A 20,375-nucleotide genomic window follows, 5' to 3' on the forward strand; every position below is an offset into this window, starting at 1 on the left:
TATGACATTAGAACTTATTTTTATTTTTAAAGGCTTTTTCCTTATACGTGTGTGCAAGCTAATTCATAAACTATATTGTGTAAGTGGGTGAATGATAAGGATGGTGTAAAATGAGTGAATTTAAAAAGAAATTTCATATTCCATGCGAATGTTTTGGCCCCCCTTTACCTCCACCGGAAATTGGTCCGACAGGTCCAACAGGTCCAACGGGTCCAACGGGTTCAACGGGTCCAACAGGTTCAACGGGTCCAACAGGTCCAACAGGTCCAACAGGTCCAACAGGTCCAACAGGTCCAACAGGTCCAACAGGTCCAACAGGTCCAACAGGTCCAACAGGTCCAACAGGTCCAACAGGTCCAACAGGTCCAACAGCAGTAGGGTGTTGTCCTTGTACTAATGTTCTTGACAACCCTGGATTTGACGAACCACCATTAATAGGCGATTTAGTTCCAGGTTGGAATCAAGTTGGGAATGTTGCAGAAGTAGGTGTTCCAAACGTTCATAGTGGTCGTATTCTTTCAAATGGGACACTTAGTCTCTTAGCTGTGGCAATTGGAGCAGGTGGAAGTATTAATCAATTAGTTGATGTCGACGAAGGTTGTTGTTATACACTTTCTTTTGCTGCAGATGTAAGGGATGGTGCATTTCCTATAGCTTCTGTATCTTTCCCAGAACTTGTTGGACACGGATGTCCTCCTCTTGCTTCAACTCTTGGCACATTAAATATTCCACATATTATACCAGTTATGAACCAACCGCAATCTGGTTTCCAACATTTTGTTCTTGTTGTTTGTATACCTCCTGGTGTTACTATGGCATGTGTCGCTTTTCAAAATATTGCTACAGGTGGAGAAGGCCCAACAGCTTTTATTGATAATGTTGTATTTCAGCCTACAGGTGGGCCTTGTACTTCATGTTCACAAAATTTCTAATGTATTGATGTACTTGAAGCTTTTCATTTTGCTGGTGAATCCCACAATTATTAAAGAGAGCCTTTAGGCTCTCTTTTCATATTAAGCATCACCATATACTCCCATATTCTGAGCACACTCCTGTATAGTCCCAATACGTATGAGCGATTCACCTTTGTAAACGGTATACCCTCTTAGGTGCACTATTCCGCTCTCCCCCCGCTATTAAAATATCGTTTTGGTCCAAATTTATAAAGCGGATTTTATCTTTCTGTATAAGCAGTTCTCCTTTCTAATGAATAAAATATATAGATATTCCCCAAAAAGGAGAGTAACATAAATATGGCAGATTATTTTTATAAACATGGTAAAAAGTACTATAAAAACCATTCACATTCTCACCATACAAAAGAGGACTGTTTCATTAAAACGCATACGATTGCTGGTTCAAATATACCGTTAGATATTATCGTACCAGCTAACACCTCAAGAGTAGTTTTTGAAGATTCTACTAATAATCATAATAAAACATTACTTCAGTTTCATGTTCCTGGTACTTCTACGCCCATTGTAGTAACTATTCGTACAAGAAATTCTCGTAGACCAATTACCGCTACAATAGCTACAGGTGAAACAAGGATTCTTCAAGTGGAAAATTTTGAAAGCCTAACAGTCACAAATAATACAAATACAAGTAGCGATATTGGTATTTTTATTCAAAAAACGTTTTGCATCTGCTGTAATAACTACAATGATTATTATAAAGAACAATCACGTTCTCTTAACCAAAATGATAACTGTTTTATCGAAACCCATACCATAGCCGGTTCGGGAACCCCCTCAACCGGAAATGTGCCTCTATCTATTATCGTACCCCCTAACACTTCAAGAGCGGTTTTTGAAGATTTTACTAGTAATCACAACAAAACATTACTTCAGGTATCTGTTCCTAGCGGTTCCGGTTCTATTGAAGTAACTATTCGTACAAGAAGTTCTAGCAGACCCATTATCGCTACAATAGTTCCTAATGAAATAAGAATTTTTCAAGTAGAAGATTTCCAAAGTCTTACTCTAACAAATAATTCCGATGTCATTGATTTTATTGATATATTTATTCAAAAGACATTTTGTATTTGCTGCAATGATCAGAACAATCCTTGCGATGAATGTTGCCATAAATACGACCATGATTATGAGTGTTAGATTAACCGCCAAAAGAACCCTTTATATAAAGGGTTCTTTTTCTTTCACTCCACTCGTTTTCCTGTTTTTTTATTAAAATGACGTTTTTAGTGAACTACCATCACTTAGTATTTCTTACGATTTTACTTAAAGTGGGGGCTTCTCGGTTAATCGCTACTTTTGATAGCTAATGAATTTGTCTTAGGGTAGCCAAGCTAACTCCCTTGTTCTAAAGGTTATTTTGTTACTATTGATGCCAACGCTAATAAGCGGATAGATTCCTCATTATTTAATTTCATTGTTTTACCAAAATTCACCTCTTATAAGACTGATTATAAGTTAAACCAATCGGGATTTTATGGACAGTTAATCTAAATCCCTCGTATTCGTCGAATTTTGAGGTGGGAGTCTTACTGCTCGTTAATGTGGGATAAATTTCAATGTACCTTTTTAGATATTGGAATATATTTTGTGAAATATGCCCCAACTAGCAATAATACGATTGAAAATAGCCAAGTAATAATACCACCAAAATGAAGCCAATATGCTGTCAAATTTAATATTGCGAGTAATAAACAACAAATAGAAGTTAATAAACTTTTCAATCCTGTTACCCCAGCTCTTTTTCTCTTTTTATAAATAACATACATTGAGATAACCAAAGCAGCAACAATAAAAATTGGTAATATAACTTCTAACAATGACATCCCCTCCAATATATTTCCATTTCCCTTCATTTTATCACCTTATTCTTATCCCTACGTATCTTTTTATCTTTTAGGTATACAATCATTTTTCTCTTCTCTCCAAAAGTTAGTATACGTTTTATTTTTAAAGTTCACATTCACCTCAGAAAACGGCAGACTTTCTCCTACTTTCAATGAATACCAATCATTTAACAGTGGCGATCCAAAACAAATATTCATTGTACGATTATGTAAATCAAATAAGACGGAATGCAAAGTTCCAAACCATTCTTCATAATTATGTACTGTCAGCCCAGTAGGATACTCTCTTTCTACTAATCTTTTTAAAGACTCCATACTCACTTGTTCATTTCGATTTAAATGTTCATGTAAAATGTGATATCTCTTTGTAGATTGTTCTAATTTTCTATTATTTAATTTCTGAATAGATGAACTAACTGCATGATTCGTTGATACGATGAAAGCTTGATTGCCATCTTCATTTGTTGATATGGATTTATGCCCGTCAAATATTTCAATATTTGCTGCATTTATAGGATCAGCTACAATTAAATTAATATTACTTGCAATAGGCAGTTCTTTTATTAATGATATAGCTTCCTGAACATTTTTACATGTCTCCAATAATACCCGGATTACGACAAAACATTGTAATCCATTTACCTTTGGTTTTCTTAAACCTTCAATATTCCCAACTGGTTGACCACATGCAGAAAATGTAACAGATAACCCATGCTCGTTAACCCCTTCCGTTCGGCCAAAATATTGAGTAGAAAAGCCACTATGAGCATGCGCCCCTTCAACATGAGTTGAACAAAAACGCATATCATCTATTTTTGGTGACAAATCATAATTTCTTAATACATATGTGTGTTTTGAATCTGTCTTTTTAGGTAATACGGCACAATGACTACAACCTGCTTTTAATAGTGTTTGATAATAATACATCATATTCTCAGATGGAATTTTTAACACTTCACAAAACCCTTCAATCTCTTCATTAATTCCTGGACAATATTGATTTAATATATTTCTAGATTCTGTCCAATGGTTATGCGATATTAAGTTTTCTTCCTGTATAAATTGCGGAATAAGATAAGGATGTTGTTTCACAAATTCACCTTGTTGCTTACCGATTTCATAATGACTTCCTTTGAGCGATGAAAAATACCCCTTTACTTGATACATCTAATTCCCCCTTATTGAATTTATCCATATCGTACCAAATAACCTTTATTCATTCTTGATGTTTTTTGCTACCTTCCCTTAACGCCATCCTATTTTAAAATCTCTACTAACAATTATTTGCTAGCTAATTAAAACCTTGCTAATATTACGATAATAGTAGTATTTCAAAACAAAGTAGATTTATATCAAACTGGCAAAACAGTACATTGAACCAATTTATAAGCAATGATCCTATTCATGAAATTAAGAAACTTATTTAACAGAACAAAAGGAGAACATACCCATGAGTAAATGCAAACCAATTGATGAATTAACGATTGAGGATTTGAAACAAAACCCAATATGGGAATGGGCAATAGATGAAGAAGAAAACGAAGAGTATGATGAAACATGGGTAACACCTGCATTAACCACTAATTTTACAGAAGAGTTAAATGGTTCAATAGTACTAGGCGAATTACTCTTACATAACGGCGAAAAATTCCCTATGATGTGTGAAATTGATATTGAAAATGATGAGGTATTAATTAGGTCTGTAGTTTACTATACCGAAAAAGAAGATAAGTATATTGCTATAGCAGATGTAGTAAAAAACCTTGAACTACCTTTAACAATTCATATAAATCTTACTATTAATGAAGAACATAAAACTTTAATATTTTCCGCGAATAAAATAGATATTTATAAAAACGCTATAAAAACTAATTTATATTAAATTCTCACAAAAGTAAGAACTAGGAATCTATAGCTTCCTAGTTCTTATAGTACTTGTGTAATTCTATACTAAATAATCCCTTCCTCCACCAACGCTTCTGCGATTTGAACCGAATTCCAAGCTGCACCTTTTAATAAATTATCTGAAACAATCCAAAGATGGAATCCGTTTGGCGTATCAAGATCTTTACGTATTCTCCCGACAAATGTCTCTATTTTCCCTTCTGCATATAATGGCATTGGATACAACTGTTCACTAGGGTTATCTTGTAAAATAACACCTGGTGCATTTCGCAATACTTCTTTAATTTCCGCTACAGTTGCTTCTTTTTCAAGTTCAATATAAACCGATTCTGAATGTCCTGATACAACTGGAACCCGGACACAAGTAGCTGCCATTTTTAGGTTGGAGTCTTCTAAAATTTTCTTCGTCTCTTGAATCATCTTTACTTCTTCAAAGGTGAAATCATTATCTGTGAATATATCTACTTGAGGCAGTACATTAAAAGCAATTGGGTAATGCTTTTTATCTTTTTTTGCTGGTAATATGGTACTCTCCATCTCCTCACCTGCAAGCATAGACTTAGCCTGTTCTTTTAATTCATGAATCGCATGAATGCCAGAACCTGATACAGCTTGGTATGTGGAAACGATAATTCGTTCCAATCCGAGTACTTTTCGAATTGGTTGGAGCGCTGTTACCATCTGTAATGCTGAACAATTTGGCACCGCTATAATACCTTTATGCTCCTTTAAAGTGTGCGCATTTACTTCTGGAACAACGAGTGGTACATCGTGCGCCATTCGGTACTCACTCGTGTTATCAATTACGATTGCACCACTAGAGACTGCGTGATTAACAAATTGTCTAGATACCTCTCCCCCAGCACTAAAAAAAGCAATATCTACACCTATAAAGCTATCTGTTTTTGCTTCTTTTATGACTATCTCCCGCCCTTTAAATTGTATCGCCTTACCAGCAGAGCGTTTTGACGAAAGCAACGTAACTTCACCTATATTAAACTTTCTTTCTTTTTCTAACAGCTCAATGATTTTTTGTCCTACTGCTCCTGTAGCCCCAACTACAGCTATATGATAGCCCTTTTCACTCATTTTTTCTCCTCCAATATCAAATGAATAAATATTTCTATAACTTCATTTTATAAAGAATTTAATCATTTGGAAAATTGAAATATATGATATAATCATTCACAAATCATGATAATAAAAGAGGGATCATTTATGGAAATGAGACACGTTAAAACATTTTGTGCCATTGTGAAGTATGGTAGTTTTTCTAAAGCTGCTCATGTATTAGGTTATGCGCAATCTACTGTTACAGCGCATATGAAAGCATTAGAAAACGATTTACACATTCCTCTTTTCGATCGGTTAGGGAAAAAAGTACTTCTTACAAAAGCAGGTCATCAATTTCATCCTTATGCATTAGAACTACTTGCAATTTATGAAAAAGCACAAGAAATCCCTCAAAATGGTGATTATTTGGAAGGTACATTAAGTATTACTTCTAATGAATCATTAGCGGTGTACCGATTACCACAATTATTACGTACTTACAAACAGAAAAATCCGAAAGTAAATATCGTACTTGAAACAAACACAAATGAACAAGCATTACAAAAATTACGTGAAGGAGAAACAGATGTTATCTTTATCATTGGAGAAAGTATAGAACATAATGATTTTATTACGCGCACTTTTTGTAAAGAAACATTTGGTTGGATTTTGCCTATCCGTTCTCCCATACACGCTGATCCATTTCGTTTATTACAGGATACTCAGTTTATTTTTACTGAGCAAAGCTGCGGCTATAGGCCAATGGTCGATTGTTTTTTACGTCAAAGCGGAAATATTCCAGAGAAAACATTTGAAACTTCCAATGTTGAGGTAATTAAACAAGCTGTAATGTGCGAGTTAGGAATTTCAATTCTTCCTCACATCGTTGTACAAGAGAATTGCCAAAAGGAACAAATACAATTTCAACCTATTGAAACTCCAGCTATTATTCAAAGTCATGTAATCTACCATAAATCTAGATGGGTATCCCCTGTAGTACAGTCGTTTCTTTCACTATTAAAGGTAATAAAAGTATAAAAATAATATTAAAGAAAACATGAGTTGAAATCCTTTGAAGAATATCAACCCACGTTTTCTTTAATACTACTTATATAGTCATCTTCTTTTTATTAGATGATGCTTTTTCTTTAACTAGAACGAATATGATCGGAAGGACAAGTAAACTAGCAATTGCACACATTATTCCCAAAGAAGAAAACGGAAAACCATTACTTACGGTAAGTGACGCTACGCCAGAAGCAATAGTCATCCCAATATACATAGCAGAGCTATTTAATGCCATCACAGTCCCCCGCACATCTGGTTTTAATTCTGAAATTAGTGCCGTTAATGATGCTTGACCAAACCCAATAAATAAACTCCAAATTATATGTAAAGCTATTGCAATTACTAGATTTTTTATAGAAATCGAGAATAATATTACACTAATTGAGGTTGCAATACTGGCAATGAATATAACATTCTTCTTTCCAATTTTATCAGCAAACTTTCCACCCAAAATATTACCAGCTATACTACCAACTCCCGCCAGAAAGATTACAATACCTATTTCACCAACGGAAAGTCCAAAGTTATTCCCATAATAAACACCTATGTACGAAAACATGCCATGTAATCCAATTGTCCATAGAAACGTTGCTAATAATGCAAATAAAACTGAAACATTTACTAAAACTAATTTAAATGGTGCACCTAACGTTTTCGCTATAGAAACATGCACATCATTTCTCTGTTTTTCATTTCTTAATATGTGATTAACTAGTAATGTAATAAATAAAGTTAATAGTCCTATACTATAAAATGTCCACTGCCATTTTCCTACTTCAGATAAAAATGCGCCTATAGGTACTCCAATGACTGTCGAACCTACCATTGCTCCCATAATTGTTCCCATCGCTTTTCCTCTTGACTCATATGCAACTTTATCTCCTACTAATGCAAAAATACTTGGCATAATCATCGCACCAGATAAACCTGTTAGACCACGAAATAATAAAAGCATTTCAAAATTCTTCGCTAATCCCGTACAAAATGTAGAAATAGAGAAAATAGCAAACCCTATTATGATCATACATTTCCTTCCAACTCTATCAGACATCGTTCCAAATACGGGTGCAGTTATTCCATAACAAAGTGCATAAATAGTAATTAATAACCCTCCACTCCCATCAGGGATGCTGATTGTTTCTGTAATTACTGGTAATAAAGGTGCCACTAATAATGAATCTAACCCAACAAAAAAAGCTACAATTGCCAAAATACGTATCATTGACTTTAACTCCATATATAACTCCCCTTTATTTCATATATGAAATAATTCTTTGTTATTATTCCTTCTTCAATTTTTACTGCACCAGTTTTTATTTCATATATGAAGTATTTATATAAATAAAAATGTAACAGAGTGTTACATTTTTACTATATTTCATTCAAATGCTTCTTCCACTTTAATAATAAAGCCTCTAAATACCCTTCTTCTTCCTTCGTAAAACAACCACAATTCTCTTTTAAAAAATCACTATATTGCACATCTACTTGCTTTTTCGTTTCTTCACCTTTTTTAGTTAAATAAACGAGCGTTTCACGTTGGTCATTGGGGTTCTTCTCTGTCATTACGTAACCATCACGCTTCATCCTTTGAATCATTGTTGTCATATTACTTGGAACACATCCCATGTTTTCAATTAACTTTGACATAGATACTTTCCCAGATTTTGCGAGTACTTGAATCACTCCAAATTGTACGTAACTTATATCATACTGTTCAATTTCCTTATCTAGATTTTTTTGGAGTAAATGATAAACATCACGAATATTACCGTAAAGCTCTCTATTATTCATATGTATATTTAAGCCCCTCTAATTTATTTCACATATGAATCATATTCCCATTTATTTCTTGTGTCAACAAAAACACCTTTGTAATTATGGCAACAAAGGTGCTTCAAAACCAGCATATCTCTTATTTATTAGGCTGTCCCCCACCTGCAATTAATTTACTACCTGAATATGTACCTTTTTGTATAAACACTTGATTAATTAATTCTTTTTGCTCCTTTTCTGACATTACTCCTTTTCCTTCGCCTAAATTCCCACTTTGTAATTTCCAAATCTTATTGTGATCCGCATCAACCTTTTCGTATTTCCCTTGTTTCCATCGTTCTAAAATATCCACATATGTACTTTTCTGTGTTAGATCATTACTGTTTACGATATCTAGTAAACTCTCAATACGTTCTTGTGTAATAAAAATATAGCCCCACTTTTGATCTGCTTTCGTTTTTTGATGTGCCATTTCATGTAGCGCTGTCTGTATGTTCTCATCTGTCCATTTAAAGTTTTTATTAAAACCACTATTTGGTAAGGAATGATTGCCATTTTCTAAAACCTTTGCATCTTCTGCCTTTACGTTACTATCAGCTAGTACTTCTACTGCTGGAGCCGCTGGTGTTGTCTTCTTCGCAACTGGCTTACTATTATTCAAATAATATATCATACCATATGTTAAACCTACTCCAATTACCGCCATACCAGCTATAATACCTATTATTTTAAATAATGTTTTCATCTTGCTTGCTTCCTCCCGCATATCCCATTCATAATATCTATTTATCAAAACAGATGTAGCGTCTCTTTTTCGCAACTTAAGCTTACTGCAATTTTTTCATACTAATTAGCATAAACATAACTTTTACTTTCTAGAAATGTAGCAACTCCATCCTCATCGTTACTTTTAGTAATAAATTTAGCAACTAACTTTAATTCCTCAACAGCATTGCTCATTGCTACACCAATCCCACACTTCTCTATCATTTCCATATCATTGTAGTCATCTCCAAAGGCAATAACTTCAGATACGTCTCGATTTAAGTGCTGTAGAACATGTTGAATACTATTCCATTTTGAAACTTCTGCATGCATAATTTGACACAATGTTCCGTCATCTGTAATAACTGCCTTGCATTCATCAGGCAATTCTTTAATGAATTCCTTATTTATTGAGCCTTTAGTACAAATAATTGCTTTAGAAGCTGTTTCAAAGTCTAAATCTCTTACATCCATAATTTCACATGGTACATTACCAAAATAATTAGTAACATCAAAATTTGAATACAACTTATCACCTATTTCAATACAAATCTGATGAAGATTGTACTTTTTTGCTATTTCTATGATTTCTAAAATGTCATTTTTAGAAATCTTCATTTCATATAAAATATCACTACCTTTAAGAACTAGAGCCCCGTTATAACAAATGATAATCTCACTCTTTAACACGCTGGGAATATACTGTTTTATAGCTCTTGGCGGCCTTGCTGTAGCAAAAATTAATTCGTCTCCATTATTTTTACATTCCCTTAAAATATTAATGGATTTCTCTGAAATTGTTTTATCACTTCTTAATAAAGTCCCATCAAGATCTGAAATAATAATCTTTTTCATACTTACCTTTATTCTCCTTTCGCAAATAATAACTCGAAATATTGATTATTGATTGAATCAACAGATCTTCTGCAGGCAGTTAATCTTTACCTACCTTTTCCTCAATTCAATTTCATATCTCATTTTCATTTATTACATATTTCCTATTTCCTGAACCACATATATATTTCCTTATATTATATTTCTTTTCTTTATAAATTGAAAGATTATTCTGTCAAAATAACTCATCTATTTCAAATACAAATCCATCTCTAAGCATTTGGTTTTAAATTTATAAACATATATGCTAGCCGAAATATAAAGGAGATGAATAAATATGAGTTTATTTTATAGCGGTTTAACTTTTTTAAACTTTGATGATACGTATTTATTACAAAATAAACTTCATTCTTATTCACATGAAGATATTGATTTTAGCCATTTAGCACACTCAAATCTGTATTGCGAGATTCCTTCTTTAATGCGTATAAAACGGAAGTTATATCATAGAAAGCAAAAAGGAGTCACTTTTATCGGTTCTGGAAATTATCATTATGTATCTTATTTACTACTAAAAGAAATAGATGAACCATTTAGCCTTATTTTATTTGATCACCACACTGACATGAACTTAAAAGAAGAAAATGAGCATACTCTTATTTCTTGCGGTTCATGGGTATCATTCGCTCTTCAAAATAACCCGAAATTAAAGAAAGCAATTATTATTGGACCTTCTTCTGTAACGATCCATTCTAATGATTATTCATGCGTTGAAGTGTTCCCGATAGATACATCAAACGAATTATCCGTACCTACAATACTTTCGCATATTCATACAGAAACTATATATGTAAGCATTGATAAAGATGTTTTAGATTCAAAAGCAACAATTACGAATTGGGATCAAGGATATATGCAACTCTCTACACTTTTAAAATGTATTCATTCTCTTATTAGGAATAAAGACGTCTATGGTATCGATATTTGTGGTGAACTACCAGTTTATCCTTCTCAGCTCTTTCTAGCTAAATATACAAATGCCATTAAGAAAAACGAAAAAGCAAACTTACAAATTTTACAATCAATATATAATACGTCAACTACCCCCACTGAGATAAAACGTTTCAGTGGGGGCTTGAGTTTGAATGCTAGGTCTTTTCGTCTATCACTAGACTGTTTGACGCTCTAGCATTCATGCCACCTTATGGTAACACCCCAAGTATGTTTTTGGTTGGTACTGGCAACGAATGATTGTTTTCCCACTTGCACCACCCTTTCGAAAAAGAGCAGTTCTTCCTTGTGGAAGAAGCCACCACTCAGATGAATCCGGCGTGTGCTACAAGCCCCGACAAGTCGAGTACACATGGATGGTTGACGCACCCACTATGCTATGCGCGAAGCAACAGCCTTACGTTTTTGCACTTCTAATAGAATCGGCGTTTTCACTTTGAGATTTTCATCTAATTCTACAACTCTTGATTTTTGCAATGTATTCAGCGCACCATTAATATCAGCATGGATACATGTTCCTGCTTTACTTTGGTACAGACCACGAGTGATTCGTTTACCACTAAAGCGATACTGAGTCCTATCATCCTTAGACCAAACTGGAACCTTATCTTTGTCTAGGAAACTGGCTTTTGAAGTATAGCTTTCTTCTTGTTTTAAAAATCGGATGCCTTCTTTTACACATTTATTCTCAATTGCTGCCATCAGTTTATGAAATGGGATTTGAACAAATGTTTGATTATTCCTTTTTCCCATATCGGATTTTTGTTTCCAACCCGTGTTATACCCTACGACAATTGTATCTACGTTACATTCTTTCACTTTTTTGAACAACAAGCCTACCGCTTGTGAAATGTAACCATTTATTTGTCGTTCCCGTTTATGCCAAAGTGTAGCCATTTGATTCGTTACAACACGTTTTGACAGTCCGTTTTCAATATTTTTCTGTTGGAGATTACGTATCATTTTGTTGAAGTACTGGTTAATGGATTTTAATTTTTTCCCATCAATTAAAAATGCATCACCTGTATTCGTTGCGCAACTTACTAATCTATCTACACCTAAATCGCAACTCAAAGCGTTACTAGTAGTCGTGGATGGTTTCTTCATTTGAGAAACGTGCATTTCATATGTATAATGCACCTCAAAGAACCGACCTTTTTGCTTCGGTACAATCTCAATGTAGGAAATTTTTTTATTTCTTACGTTTTTAGGCATGCGTATTTTAATGGAACCAAATTTTTTTCTGCATGCAACATTCATCGGAATCATCCAATACCCGTTCTCATCCACTTTTGGAACTTGATAGATTTCAATAATTCTTTTGTCAGTGGAACGAGAATAATTCGGAAACTTCGGACGACCTGTGAACTTCTCAGGATGTTTCTTCCACTGTTCCAACGCTTTAAAAAAGCTCTTCACTTCTGTAAATAAGGCTCTACGAATCGCTTGAACAGAGTTTGATTGCACGCCCGGGTAGTTTATATCGGCTTGCATGGCATTGTCCACTTCTTTTACAGTAGCCATCCTGTTATTGTTCAAGTAACTTTGTTTCATCGTGTACAACCCAACATTTCGCAACGCTTTTGAACTATGCGACATGCGCTGCAGTAAACGAAATTCTTTAGCTGTGAGGCAAGCTCGTCCGATACTCTGTTTCTGCGTGAACCGTTGCATGGTTTCTCTTTTCTTTTGTTTCCGTAATACTTTCACTGCTTTCTTTCTAGCCATTGTTTTCACCACCTTTCTCAGAGAGTTCATTACAATTATTTCTTTCCTAAGATCGTGTTTTTTCTTAGGAAAGAAATAATTTTGTAACTGTTAATTACTTTTGACAAATCAAGATTTAGAACGGAACAAAATGTGAACATGGTCTTCATCGTAATTCTTTTTGGTTCAAACATCCAAATGATTATGATTATCATTATCTGATTTCGTTGTCCTACGATATATTCCCTCCTTATCTAGGGCAGATTATATCGTAAGACAAAAGAAACAAAATTGTTTCGTCTACCTGTTGACGGCAATTCATCTCCACCTGAATTGTTGGGTTTCACCCGTAACACAAATCAGATGGAGTCTTCTTGCCGAAAAGGATAAAAAAACAACGAGTGCCTCATATGGCACTCGTTGTTTTATGCACGATGTTCTTTTAACCACTTCGTAATATTACCTAACCTCGAAACATCAAAACGTCTTTCTTCACACACATTTAAACTGTTTAATTTTTTTACAATTTCTAGTTCATTCGTTTTTACACTTTTCGCTTCAATTATTTTGCAGTACCCGTCTGTAACGGTATTTAAATTTTCATAATAACGTTGAAACGATTTTGATATATGTAAATGTTTTTCAAAGTTTCTTCTTCTTTTTGTCTCGTCAGATTCTTTCCGTTTTCTAAGTTCTTCATCATTCGTATATAAATAAAAATATTGATCTGGAAAACCAATTTCCCTATGTATCATCTTTTCTTTATAAAAGTTTTCTATTAAAGATAACGGTTGATTAAATATTTCAAAATGGAAACACCAATTATAACTAAGTGGCTGATAAATGTCGCCATCAAGTATTACTAATTCATATTGCTCTGACTTCTGCACTGCTATTTTCCAGCGCTCTACTTGTTTTTCAAAATACCATGTTCTATGTTCATTTTTTGGTCTTTCAAATAAAAAATTCACTTCCGGTATAATGTACGCACCATAATTTTTTTCTAACTCACGACACGTGCTACTCTTACCAACCGCACTAGCTCCCTCAAACGCTATAATCCCCATAGTTTCCCCCTCTTTTATTAACTAAAATCTCGTTGTTTCGTTTTTCTCCCCCATAACTGTTTCCATAAAACAATTGAAGCGATAGAGAGCATTATTGTTGTAATGATACTCCCCTCGATTCCGAATGAACCTCCATGAAGGATTTCTGCTCCATTTGTTACAGGTTTAAATAATGGCGTTGAATATATCGTCATGCCACTAACTGCAAAACCGTATACATTATATTGCGACCAATTCCACAGCGAATGCCACGCGCATATCCCCCAAAGACTACTGTCTTTTAAAACGTAAAAAGCTGCGAATACACCAACTAATATTATATTCGATATCGAAAGAATTGTAATACCTGGATTAAGTAAATGAAGAAAACCAAATAAAAAAGACGTCACAATAATCCCAACCCATATACGGCTTCTAACAGAAAGAACTGGGAATAACCAACCTCGAACAACAATCTCTTCTGTTGCACCTTGTATTAAAAAAGCAACTAAAGATTCTACAATTCCAAGTATAGCGGTTGGTGTAATTTGTTGCATTTGTAGTTGTACAATTCCTGTTAATACAAGTATCATTACTGGTATTGAAATGAAAACAAAACCTATTAATGCACCTCTCAAATATTTTCCAATCCACTGATTTCTCCAAAATCCAATTGATGAAATTGATCTTTTCTCTACAAATCTAATCCAAAAAAACACAAAAAATATAGCCCCGCCAAACGTAAGTATCATCTCAATATCACTATAAATCGCCTTAGAAAACGTTGTTTCTGCTTTCGGTAAAAACAGCATAAATAACATAAATAATTCACCTAACGTTAAAAATACAATTGCAAGTATAACCGCGAATACAGGATGAACCTTTCTTCTTCCTTCTTTTGCTGCTTCAATTATTTTAAATTGGGTGAGTTGCAATATTCTCTCCTCCTTAACAATTACATCACCTTTATTCTTAAATATATATCTTTTCCCTCATACAAATTTTTAATAAAAATGTTCTTAGTTTAGCATAAACCAAAATTAGGAATAATATATAAATAAAAGAGATGCCTTTGTGTCTTTTACCAATTTCCCATCCTATTTCTTACTGGTATTACCAGCACTTGCTATTTCACACCATTTGTTGTAAGATAGTAATTAAGGTCAATTTAACACTGCATTTTCTTTGCATATTATCAAGTATCAATCAGGGACATTTCGTCCTCCTTATGGGTCTTTGATAATATGTGAAATTTTATTTTCATTCAAATAAGGCCGATCATATTGTAATCTTTTTAAATTTTAGGAGGCATTACCATGACATTAACAGGTAAAGTAAAATGGTTTAACAGCGAAAAAGGTTTCGGTTTCATCGAAGTTGCAGACGGTAACGACGTATTCGTTCACTTCTCAGCTATCACTGGCGACGGCTTCAAGTCTCTTGACGAAGGTCAAGAAGTTAGCTTCGAAGTTGAAGACGGTAACCGTGGACCTCAAGCTAAAAACGTTGTAAAGCTATAATTCAAACAATAAAAAGGTTGTTACCAGCTCGGTTAACAACCTTTTTAATATATAACTAAAATTTTTACATAAAAGGAGTGGTTACATGTATCGCAATCGAAAGAACGATGTAGCAGAAGTACCACCAGAACAAACCCCTGTTTGGGAATGTGAATCAGAGGATTGTTTAGGATGGATGAGAAAGAACTTTTCATTTGAAGAAGAGCCTAAATGCCCTTTATGTAAAAGTAGCATGAAAAGCGGAGAACGTTTATTACCTAAGTTAGGTTAATTTTACTTACCCCCTCTTTTAATAAGAGGGGGTTTTTATTATAAATTTATATCCTCTAAATCAGTTCGTACAATAGAATATACTAATGCATCATGTTGCCTATTTCCTTGATGAATATACCCACGTAATAATCCTTCCTTATGAAATCCTATTTTAGATAACATATTACACGAAGTTATATTTTCAGGATATGTAATAGCTCCTATTCTAAATAAACCTAAATCTCGAAATCCGTAATGAATAATTTCCTTGGCTGCCTCTGACGCATAACCATTTCCCCAATATTGAGGGTGTAAATCATATCCAATCTCAGATCGTTTACTCCATAGTTGTAAATTATTTAGTCCGATTGTTCCTATTAAGGTATTTGTTTCTTTTAACACAATCCCCCATCGTATCGCTTTTTTCTCAAAGTAATTTTTTGAAAAAGACTCAATCATACGAGAAGCTTGTCCAAACTCTGTAAAAGAATTCATACCATAATAACATGTTACTTCATCCAATGAAAAGATTTCATATATTTTTTGACAATAAGATTGTTCTATTTCTACTAAACGTAAGCGTTCTGTTTCTAATATAGGAAATGCCATAACCATAGGATCACTCCTTTCTCTCTACTCATTTATTATAGCAGAAAACATAGGTATAATTAGGAAAGTCCTCAATGTCCCATTAATCAAATATTTCAAGAGAAGCTTATCCTCTTAATTCAATACGAACTAAGAGTAACCCTTCTTACTTTTGCATGATTAGAAAAAATAAAGAGATGATCAAAATACTGTGATCACCTCTTTATTCCTATTTATGTGCAACTAATGCCCAATGACATGGAGCTGTTTGTCTCCAATTTATACTTGAAAAACCAGTTTCTCTAAGTAGTATATCTAACTCATTAACAAACGGATATACTTCTGTACTATCCCACTTCCTCCCGATTCGTTCTCGCGCTTCATTTAATGCAAAGTTAGATGCGAACATAATATCTAAGAGAAGAAATTCCCCTTCTAAAATAACACCCTACCCCATACATTTATGGTAAAATATAGTTAATATATTATTTTATTGCGGAGGTGTAAATTTCCTATGTATATTTTCATCGGCTTATCCCTCTTACTCATATTACTCATTTTTTTATTTGCAAAAAAGGTCGCCCCAAACTCATTCATGATGACTAGTTTTAAAGGCAATAGCTTTAAGACATTTTCAATCAGCATTTTAATCGCTGCCACTCTTTCTCTTTCATATGGAATCTATCACGCAGCAACATATCAACCTAACTATTTAGATATCACATTGCAAAACCAAAACTTTACTGTTTTCGGTAATGTTGGAGAGCTTGGATATTTTTCAGAAGAATTACTAAAAAAAGATAGCGAAGCTGAACTACATTTTGCCTCTTGGGAACCAATGCAATTAAATAATCCAGTAATAACAGTAAAGTATCCTTCAGGTAAACAGGAAACATGGAAACCGAACATAACATTACTTCCTACCAATAAATTAAAAAAGAAACATGGTATAAAAGAACTTTATCAATTCTCATCATATTCATTTAAAGAATCCGGTAACATAACATTAACAATTACCGAGAATAATACAACTAATAAAAAGGTCTCAATTCAAGTGAAATAAATAAAATGTCTCTCCAGCATAACGGAGGGACATTTTATTTATTTATTTATTTATTTATTTATTTATTTATTTATGTATTCTATATTAATTTGATGTTTCATTTAATGTTGCAATTATTTCATTTGCAGTGTTCTTTCCATTTCCAATACAAGCACCAATTCCAACACCGTAATAAGAAGCGCCCGCTAAGTATACATTCGGATAAAGGTCCGTCATTTTTTCTTGTAATGATTGAACTGCTTGATTATGTTCTAAATGATATTTCGGCATTAAATCTTTCCAATTCGTAACTTCAACTACTTCTGGTTCACCTTTTATTCCAAGACTTTTTTCAATATCATATAAAGCTACTCGTACTAATTCTTCTTCACTATAATTTTTAATCGTTTCATATACCGGGTTTGTGCTCTTATAAAACATTCTTACTAATAGTTTTTGTTTGCCCGATGTATGTTTCCACTTCCGACTTGTCCATGTACAAGCATCACAATGCAAATCACTGTTTTCCGTCACGATAAACCCTGTTCCATCAGCCGGTAGTTGTTCATCTAGTATGTCAAAACCTAAGTAAATACTTATTAGAGATGAGTTTTTGAATGTATTAAACTGTTCATTCAACTCATTAGACTGTAATAAAGTTTGCGCGATATCATGCGGAGCTGCTAAAACAACATAATCTGCTTGGATTGACTCATGATTTGCAAAAGAGACCTCATATCGATTTTCTCGTTTACTTACAGCTGTCGTTACAGCACCTTTTTTTATGTCAGTCTCATTCAGCATTTCTTCTAAGCGATCTATTATAGTAGATAATCCTCTTTTAAATGATACAAACTTTTTATTTCCTGCTGATTGAAATTGTTTTTTATTCTCTTCAAAACCTTTAATAATACTTCCATATTTATTTTTATAATCCAGTAAATACGGTAATGTAGATGCCATTGTAAGTTCATTCAATTTACCAGAATATACACCTGAAAGTACAGGGGCAATTTGTCTTTCTACTAACTCTTTCCCTAAAAAGCTTTCTAAAAATACAGCAAGTGATGTATCTTTCGTAAACTCTTTATTTTTCGTTATGAAATCTTTTAAAGCAACAATTTTCCCTTTCGTTGAGACTAGCGTACTGCTAAACAACGACCGGGCGCTCATTGGTATCCCAAATATAGTGTCAGAAGGAATTGGATGTAACATGTTATTAGAATATATGTAAGAAATACCTGTTTCATTATATACCATTTCTTCTTCTAAATTTAAATCTTTTACAAGCGGCATAACATGTTCATTACGAGCAACGATCGAATCTGCTCCTGATTCCATAATAAAATCTTTTTCTTCTACACTATGGATTTTACCACCTAAATACTCTTCTTTTTCGACAAGGACTAAATTTAAATCGATATCATAATCCTTTTTTAATTTTTCTAAATAAAACATAGTAGAAAGTCCAGTTATACCTCCACCGATAACAACAACTGTTTTCATATTTGCTGCGCTCCTAACCGATACAATTAATAATTCCTTTTTTATTATACCCAAAAGTCCTCATATCCGACTAGCAGCTTGATCATTCTGTAAGAAATTAGACAATATATTTGAACACATTTATGTTTATACTCTTAATTAATAAATGCCCTAAATGTATTATTACTCAATAAAAAAGAACTATAACAGTTTCAAATCACGTCATAGTTCTTTCTATTTTACAAACATAAAGTAATTAATCAATTTGTCTATTTCTTGACTCAATGTCAGTACTTTTTCATGTTGAAATCCATAATCCGATACTAAATATAAAAGCTCTTCTTTTTTAATCTCAATTACTTTTTCTAATTTCGATAATTCCATGTCGTTTTATTTCTCTCCAATAATAAAATGTATGTATTTTAGTATAGCCTACTTACATAATTAGTAAAAGTAAAACGAGCATGTAAAATCTTACAAATTTCAAAATAATATACTACCAACAAATAAGAGACTCAAATTAAGTCCCTTCCGATTATCACATACCATTAAGAATTTATAATATAACAAAATTTTTCTAATGTTATATCTTTATATTCTGGATCCTTCTTTATATGATCAAAATAACTATATGAAAATTTAAAGACATGCCCAAAATCCCAATCTAATTCACTATAGTCTTTTGCCCAAAATATATTTTCAATTGGTAATACATTTGCACGTTTAGATTCGATTAAAGGTAATCGATCTATAGGTGAGTGTAAATTTATTTCAGTATTCGGCTTGAGTTTTTGGCTCGCTCGCAGTACGTATACTAGTTTCAAAAGTGGACGTATCCCTCGTTGAAATATATCTCTATGCCCTAAATCATACATAATATTGATTGCGTGAGAATAAGTAAGCATATGCCCAATTAAATCATGATGCGATTCCGCTCGATAAATAATATTAAATTTTGTTAGCTCATTTAAAATAAATTTCGATAATTGTTTCGGACTTTTCAATTCACTTTGTATCTCGTCCTCAATACGTAATTGCTTTACTTCTTTCGTCTTAAAACCAATCCATGATCTACCGGGAATTGTTTTTTGAAACGATAATATCAAGTTAGTAATCCCCTCAATATCTTGATAATTTCCCCAATTTCGCAACTCTTGCATAGCTAATAAACTTAATGCTGCATAAATGACGTTATGGCCCACCCAATGAAGTTCATCAATCGTATGTTCCAAAGATTTTATAATCATATTCTCGGCAATTTGAAAATCAATTTCTTCTTTATGATTAATAATCTCACCTATCTTTTGCTTATTCAGCATCATCCTTGTTTGCGAATAAATATTACGTGCTGTTTCTTCATCAATATTATTATCTTTCACGAAAAAATAACTAGCAATTGCAGCTGCTCCGAAATGTGCGTGCCAAATATCATTTGTTTCTTTTTTACATTGAGATATAATTGAAAGCCCATCTTTTAAAACACTATTATTTTTCATCTTTCT

21 protein-coding genes and 1 pseudogene are annotated in these 20,375 nt (G+C 33.2%); 8 read left to right on the forward strand and 14 right to left on the reverse strand.

The window, feature by feature from the left end:
• Positions 1–110: 110 nt before the first annotated feature.
• On the forward strand, positions 111–932 hold the full coding sequence (locus EUC40_RS14315; RefSeq protein WP_156575763.1) for a collagen-like protein: 822 nt from the start codon (positions 111–113) through the stop codon (positions 930–932).
• A 321-nt stretch (positions 933–1,253) separates the two neighbouring features.
• Complete coding sequence (locus tag EUC40_RS14320; RefSeq protein ID WP_156575764.1) at positions 1,254–2,114, forward strand: exosporium protein D; 861 nt, start codon at positions 1,254–1,256, stop codon at positions 2,112–2,114.
• Between the two features lie 416 nt (positions 2,115–2,530).
• Here EUC40_RS14320 and EUC40_RS14325 read toward each other — a convergent pair whose 3' ends face one another.
• Entirely contained in the window at positions 2,531–2,794 is a 264-nt protein-coding gene (locus tag EUC40_RS14325; protein WP_098663671.1) for a hypothetical protein, read from the reverse strand.
• A gap of 69 nt (positions 2,795–2,863) precedes the next feature.
• Positions 2,864–3,988: a C45 family autoproteolytic acyltransferase/hydrolase gene (locus EUC40_RS14330; RefSeq protein ID WP_156575765.1), complete on the reverse strand. Its 1,125-nt coding sequence runs from the start codon at positions 3,986–3,988 to the stop codon at positions 2,864–2,866.
• Between the two features lie 283 nt (positions 3,989–4,271).
• Here EUC40_RS14330 and EUC40_RS14335 point away from each other — a divergent pair, with 283 nt between their 5' ends.
• Entirely contained in the window at positions 4,272–4,703 is a 432-nt protein-coding gene (locus tag EUC40_RS14335; protein WP_156575766.1) for a hypothetical protein, read from the forward strand.
• Positions 4,704–4,771: 68 nt separating this feature from the next.
• Here the strand turns inward: EUC40_RS14335 and EUC40_RS14340 are convergent, their stop codons facing one another.
• On the reverse strand, positions 4,772–5,815 hold the full coding sequence (locus EUC40_RS14340) for an aspartate-semialdehyde dehydrogenase (RefSeq protein ID WP_156575767.1): 1,044 nt from the start codon (positions 5,813–5,815) through the stop codon (positions 4,772–4,774).
• A 105-nt stretch (positions 5,816–5,920) separates the two neighbouring features.
• On the opposite strand from EUC40_RS14340, the gene EUC40_RS14345 reads away from it, so the two are divergent.
• Positions 5,921–6,817: a LysR family transcriptional regulator gene (locus EUC40_RS14345; RefSeq protein WP_156575768.1), complete on the forward strand. Its 897-nt coding sequence runs from the start codon at positions 5,921–5,923 to the stop codon at positions 6,815–6,817.
• 70 nt (positions 6,818–6,887) lie between these two features.
• Here the strand turns inward: EUC40_RS14345 and EUC40_RS14350 are convergent, their stop codons facing one another.
• From EUC40_RS14350 to EUC40_RS14365, 4 genes are all read right to left on the reverse strand, one after another.
• The gene (locus EUC40_RS14350) at positions 6,888–8,084 is read right to left on the reverse strand and encodes an MFS transporter (protein ID WP_156575769.1); all 1,197 of its coding nucleotides are present in this window, start codon (positions 8,082–8,084) and stop codon (positions 6,888–6,890) included.
• Positions 8,085–8,218: 134 nt separating this feature from the next.
• A complete protein-coding gene (locus EUC40_RS14355) occupies positions 8,219–8,641 on the reverse strand; it encodes a MarR family winged helix-turn-helix transcriptional regulator (protein ID WP_156575770.1) in 423 nt (140 codons plus the stop codon).
• A 121-nt stretch (positions 8,642–8,762) separates the two neighbouring features.
• Positions 8,763–9,368: a PRK06770 family protein gene (locus tag EUC40_RS14360; protein WP_000853585.1), complete on the reverse strand. Its 606-nt coding sequence runs from the start codon at positions 9,366–9,368 to the stop codon at positions 8,763–8,765.
• Positions 9,369–9,469: 101 nt separating this feature from the next.
• Complete coding sequence (locus EUC40_RS14365) at positions 9,470–10,243, reverse strand: HAD family hydrolase (protein WP_156575771.1); 774 nt, start codon at positions 10,241–10,243, stop codon at positions 9,470–9,472.
• A 316-nt stretch (positions 10,244–10,559) separates the two neighbouring features.
• On the opposite strand from EUC40_RS14365, the pseudogene EUC40_RS14370 reads away from it, so the two are divergent.
• Positions 10,560–11,321: pseudogene (locus tag EUC40_RS14370) on the forward strand (arginase family protein); the annotation flags it as partial.
• 284 nt (positions 11,322–11,605) lie between these two features.
• Here the strand turns inward: EUC40_RS14370 and EUC40_RS14375 are convergent.
• The 3 genes from EUC40_RS14375 to EUC40_RS14385 form a co-directional block, all read right to left on the reverse strand.
• Positions 11,606–12,961, reverse strand: a complete 1,356-nt coding sequence (locus tag EUC40_RS14375) for an RNA-guided endonuclease TnpB family protein (RefSeq protein WP_156575772.1) — start codon at positions 12,959–12,961, stop codon at positions 11,606–11,608.
• 404 nt (positions 12,962–13,365) lie between these two features.
• Positions 13,366–14,007: a nucleoside/nucleotide kinase family protein gene (locus EUC40_RS14380; RefSeq protein WP_156575773.1), complete on the reverse strand. Its 642-nt coding sequence runs from the start codon at positions 14,005–14,007 to the stop codon at positions 13,366–13,368.
• Positions 14,008–14,024: 17 nt separating this feature from the next.
• Positions 14,025–14,921: a CPBP family intramembrane glutamic endopeptidase gene (locus EUC40_RS14385; protein WP_156575774.1), complete on the reverse strand. Its 897-nt coding sequence runs from the start codon at positions 14,919–14,921 to the stop codon at positions 14,025–14,027.
• A 381-nt stretch (positions 14,922–15,302) separates the two neighbouring features.
• Here EUC40_RS14385 and cspD point away from each other — a divergent pair, with 381 nt between their 5' ends.
• Both cspD and EUC40_RS14395 read left to right on the forward strand, forming a co-directional pair.
• Entirely contained in the window at positions 15,303–15,506 is a 204-nt protein-coding gene (gene cspD / locus EUC40_RS14390) for a cold-shock protein CspD (RefSeq protein WP_000176365.1), read from the forward strand.
• Between the two features lie 85 nt (positions 15,507–15,591).
• Entirely contained in the window at positions 15,592–15,777 is a 186-nt protein-coding gene (locus tag EUC40_RS14395; protein WP_000286203.1) for a cold-shock protein, read from the forward strand.
• Between the two features lie 38 nt (positions 15,778–15,815).
• Here EUC40_RS14395 and EUC40_RS14400 read toward each other — a convergent pair whose 3' ends face one another.
• Entirely contained in the window at positions 15,816–16,367 is a 552-nt protein-coding gene (locus EUC40_RS14400) for a GNAT family N-acetyltransferase (protein WP_033665482.1), read from the reverse strand.
• Positions 16,368–16,860: 493 nt separating this feature from the next.
• Between EUC40_RS14400 and EUC40_RS14405 the strand changes: the two genes are divergently transcribed.
• Positions 16,861–17,409 carry a hypothetical protein gene (locus tag EUC40_RS14405; protein WP_156575775.1) on the forward strand — a complete coding sequence of 183 codons (549 nt, stop codon included), beginning with the start codon at positions 16,861–16,863 and terminating at the stop codon, positions 17,407–17,409.
• A gap of 84 nt (positions 17,410–17,493) precedes the next feature.
• Here EUC40_RS14405 and EUC40_RS14410 read toward each other — a convergent pair whose 3' ends face one another.
• The 3 genes from EUC40_RS14410 to EUC40_RS14420 all read right to left on the reverse strand — a co-directional run bounded on the left by EUC40_RS14410 (position 17,494) and on the right by EUC40_RS14420 (position 20,369).
• Entirely contained in the window at positions 17,494–18,894 is a 1,401-nt protein-coding gene (locus EUC40_RS14410; RefSeq protein WP_156575776.1) for a protoporphyrinogen oxidase, read from the reverse strand.
• 213 nt (positions 18,895–19,107) lie between these two features.
• Positions 19,108–19,257, reverse strand: a complete 150-nt coding sequence (locus tag EUC40_RS14415; protein WP_071709645.1) for an aspartyl-phosphate phosphatase Spo0E family protein — start codon at positions 19,255–19,257, stop codon at positions 19,108–19,110.
• Between the two features lie 164 nt (positions 19,258–19,421).
• Positions 19,422–20,369 (reverse strand): hypothetical protein, encoded by a 948-nt coding sequence (locus EUC40_RS14420; RefSeq protein WP_156575777.1) that lies wholly within the window; start codon positions 20,367–20,369, stop codon positions 19,422–19,424.
• Between the last annotated feature and the right edge of the window lie 6 nt (positions 20,370–20,375).

Source organism: Bacillus luti, from assembly GCF_009739945.1.
Taxonomy (GTDB): domain Bacteria; phylum Bacillota; class Bacilli; order Bacillales; family Bacillaceae_G; genus Bacillus_A; species Bacillus_A luti.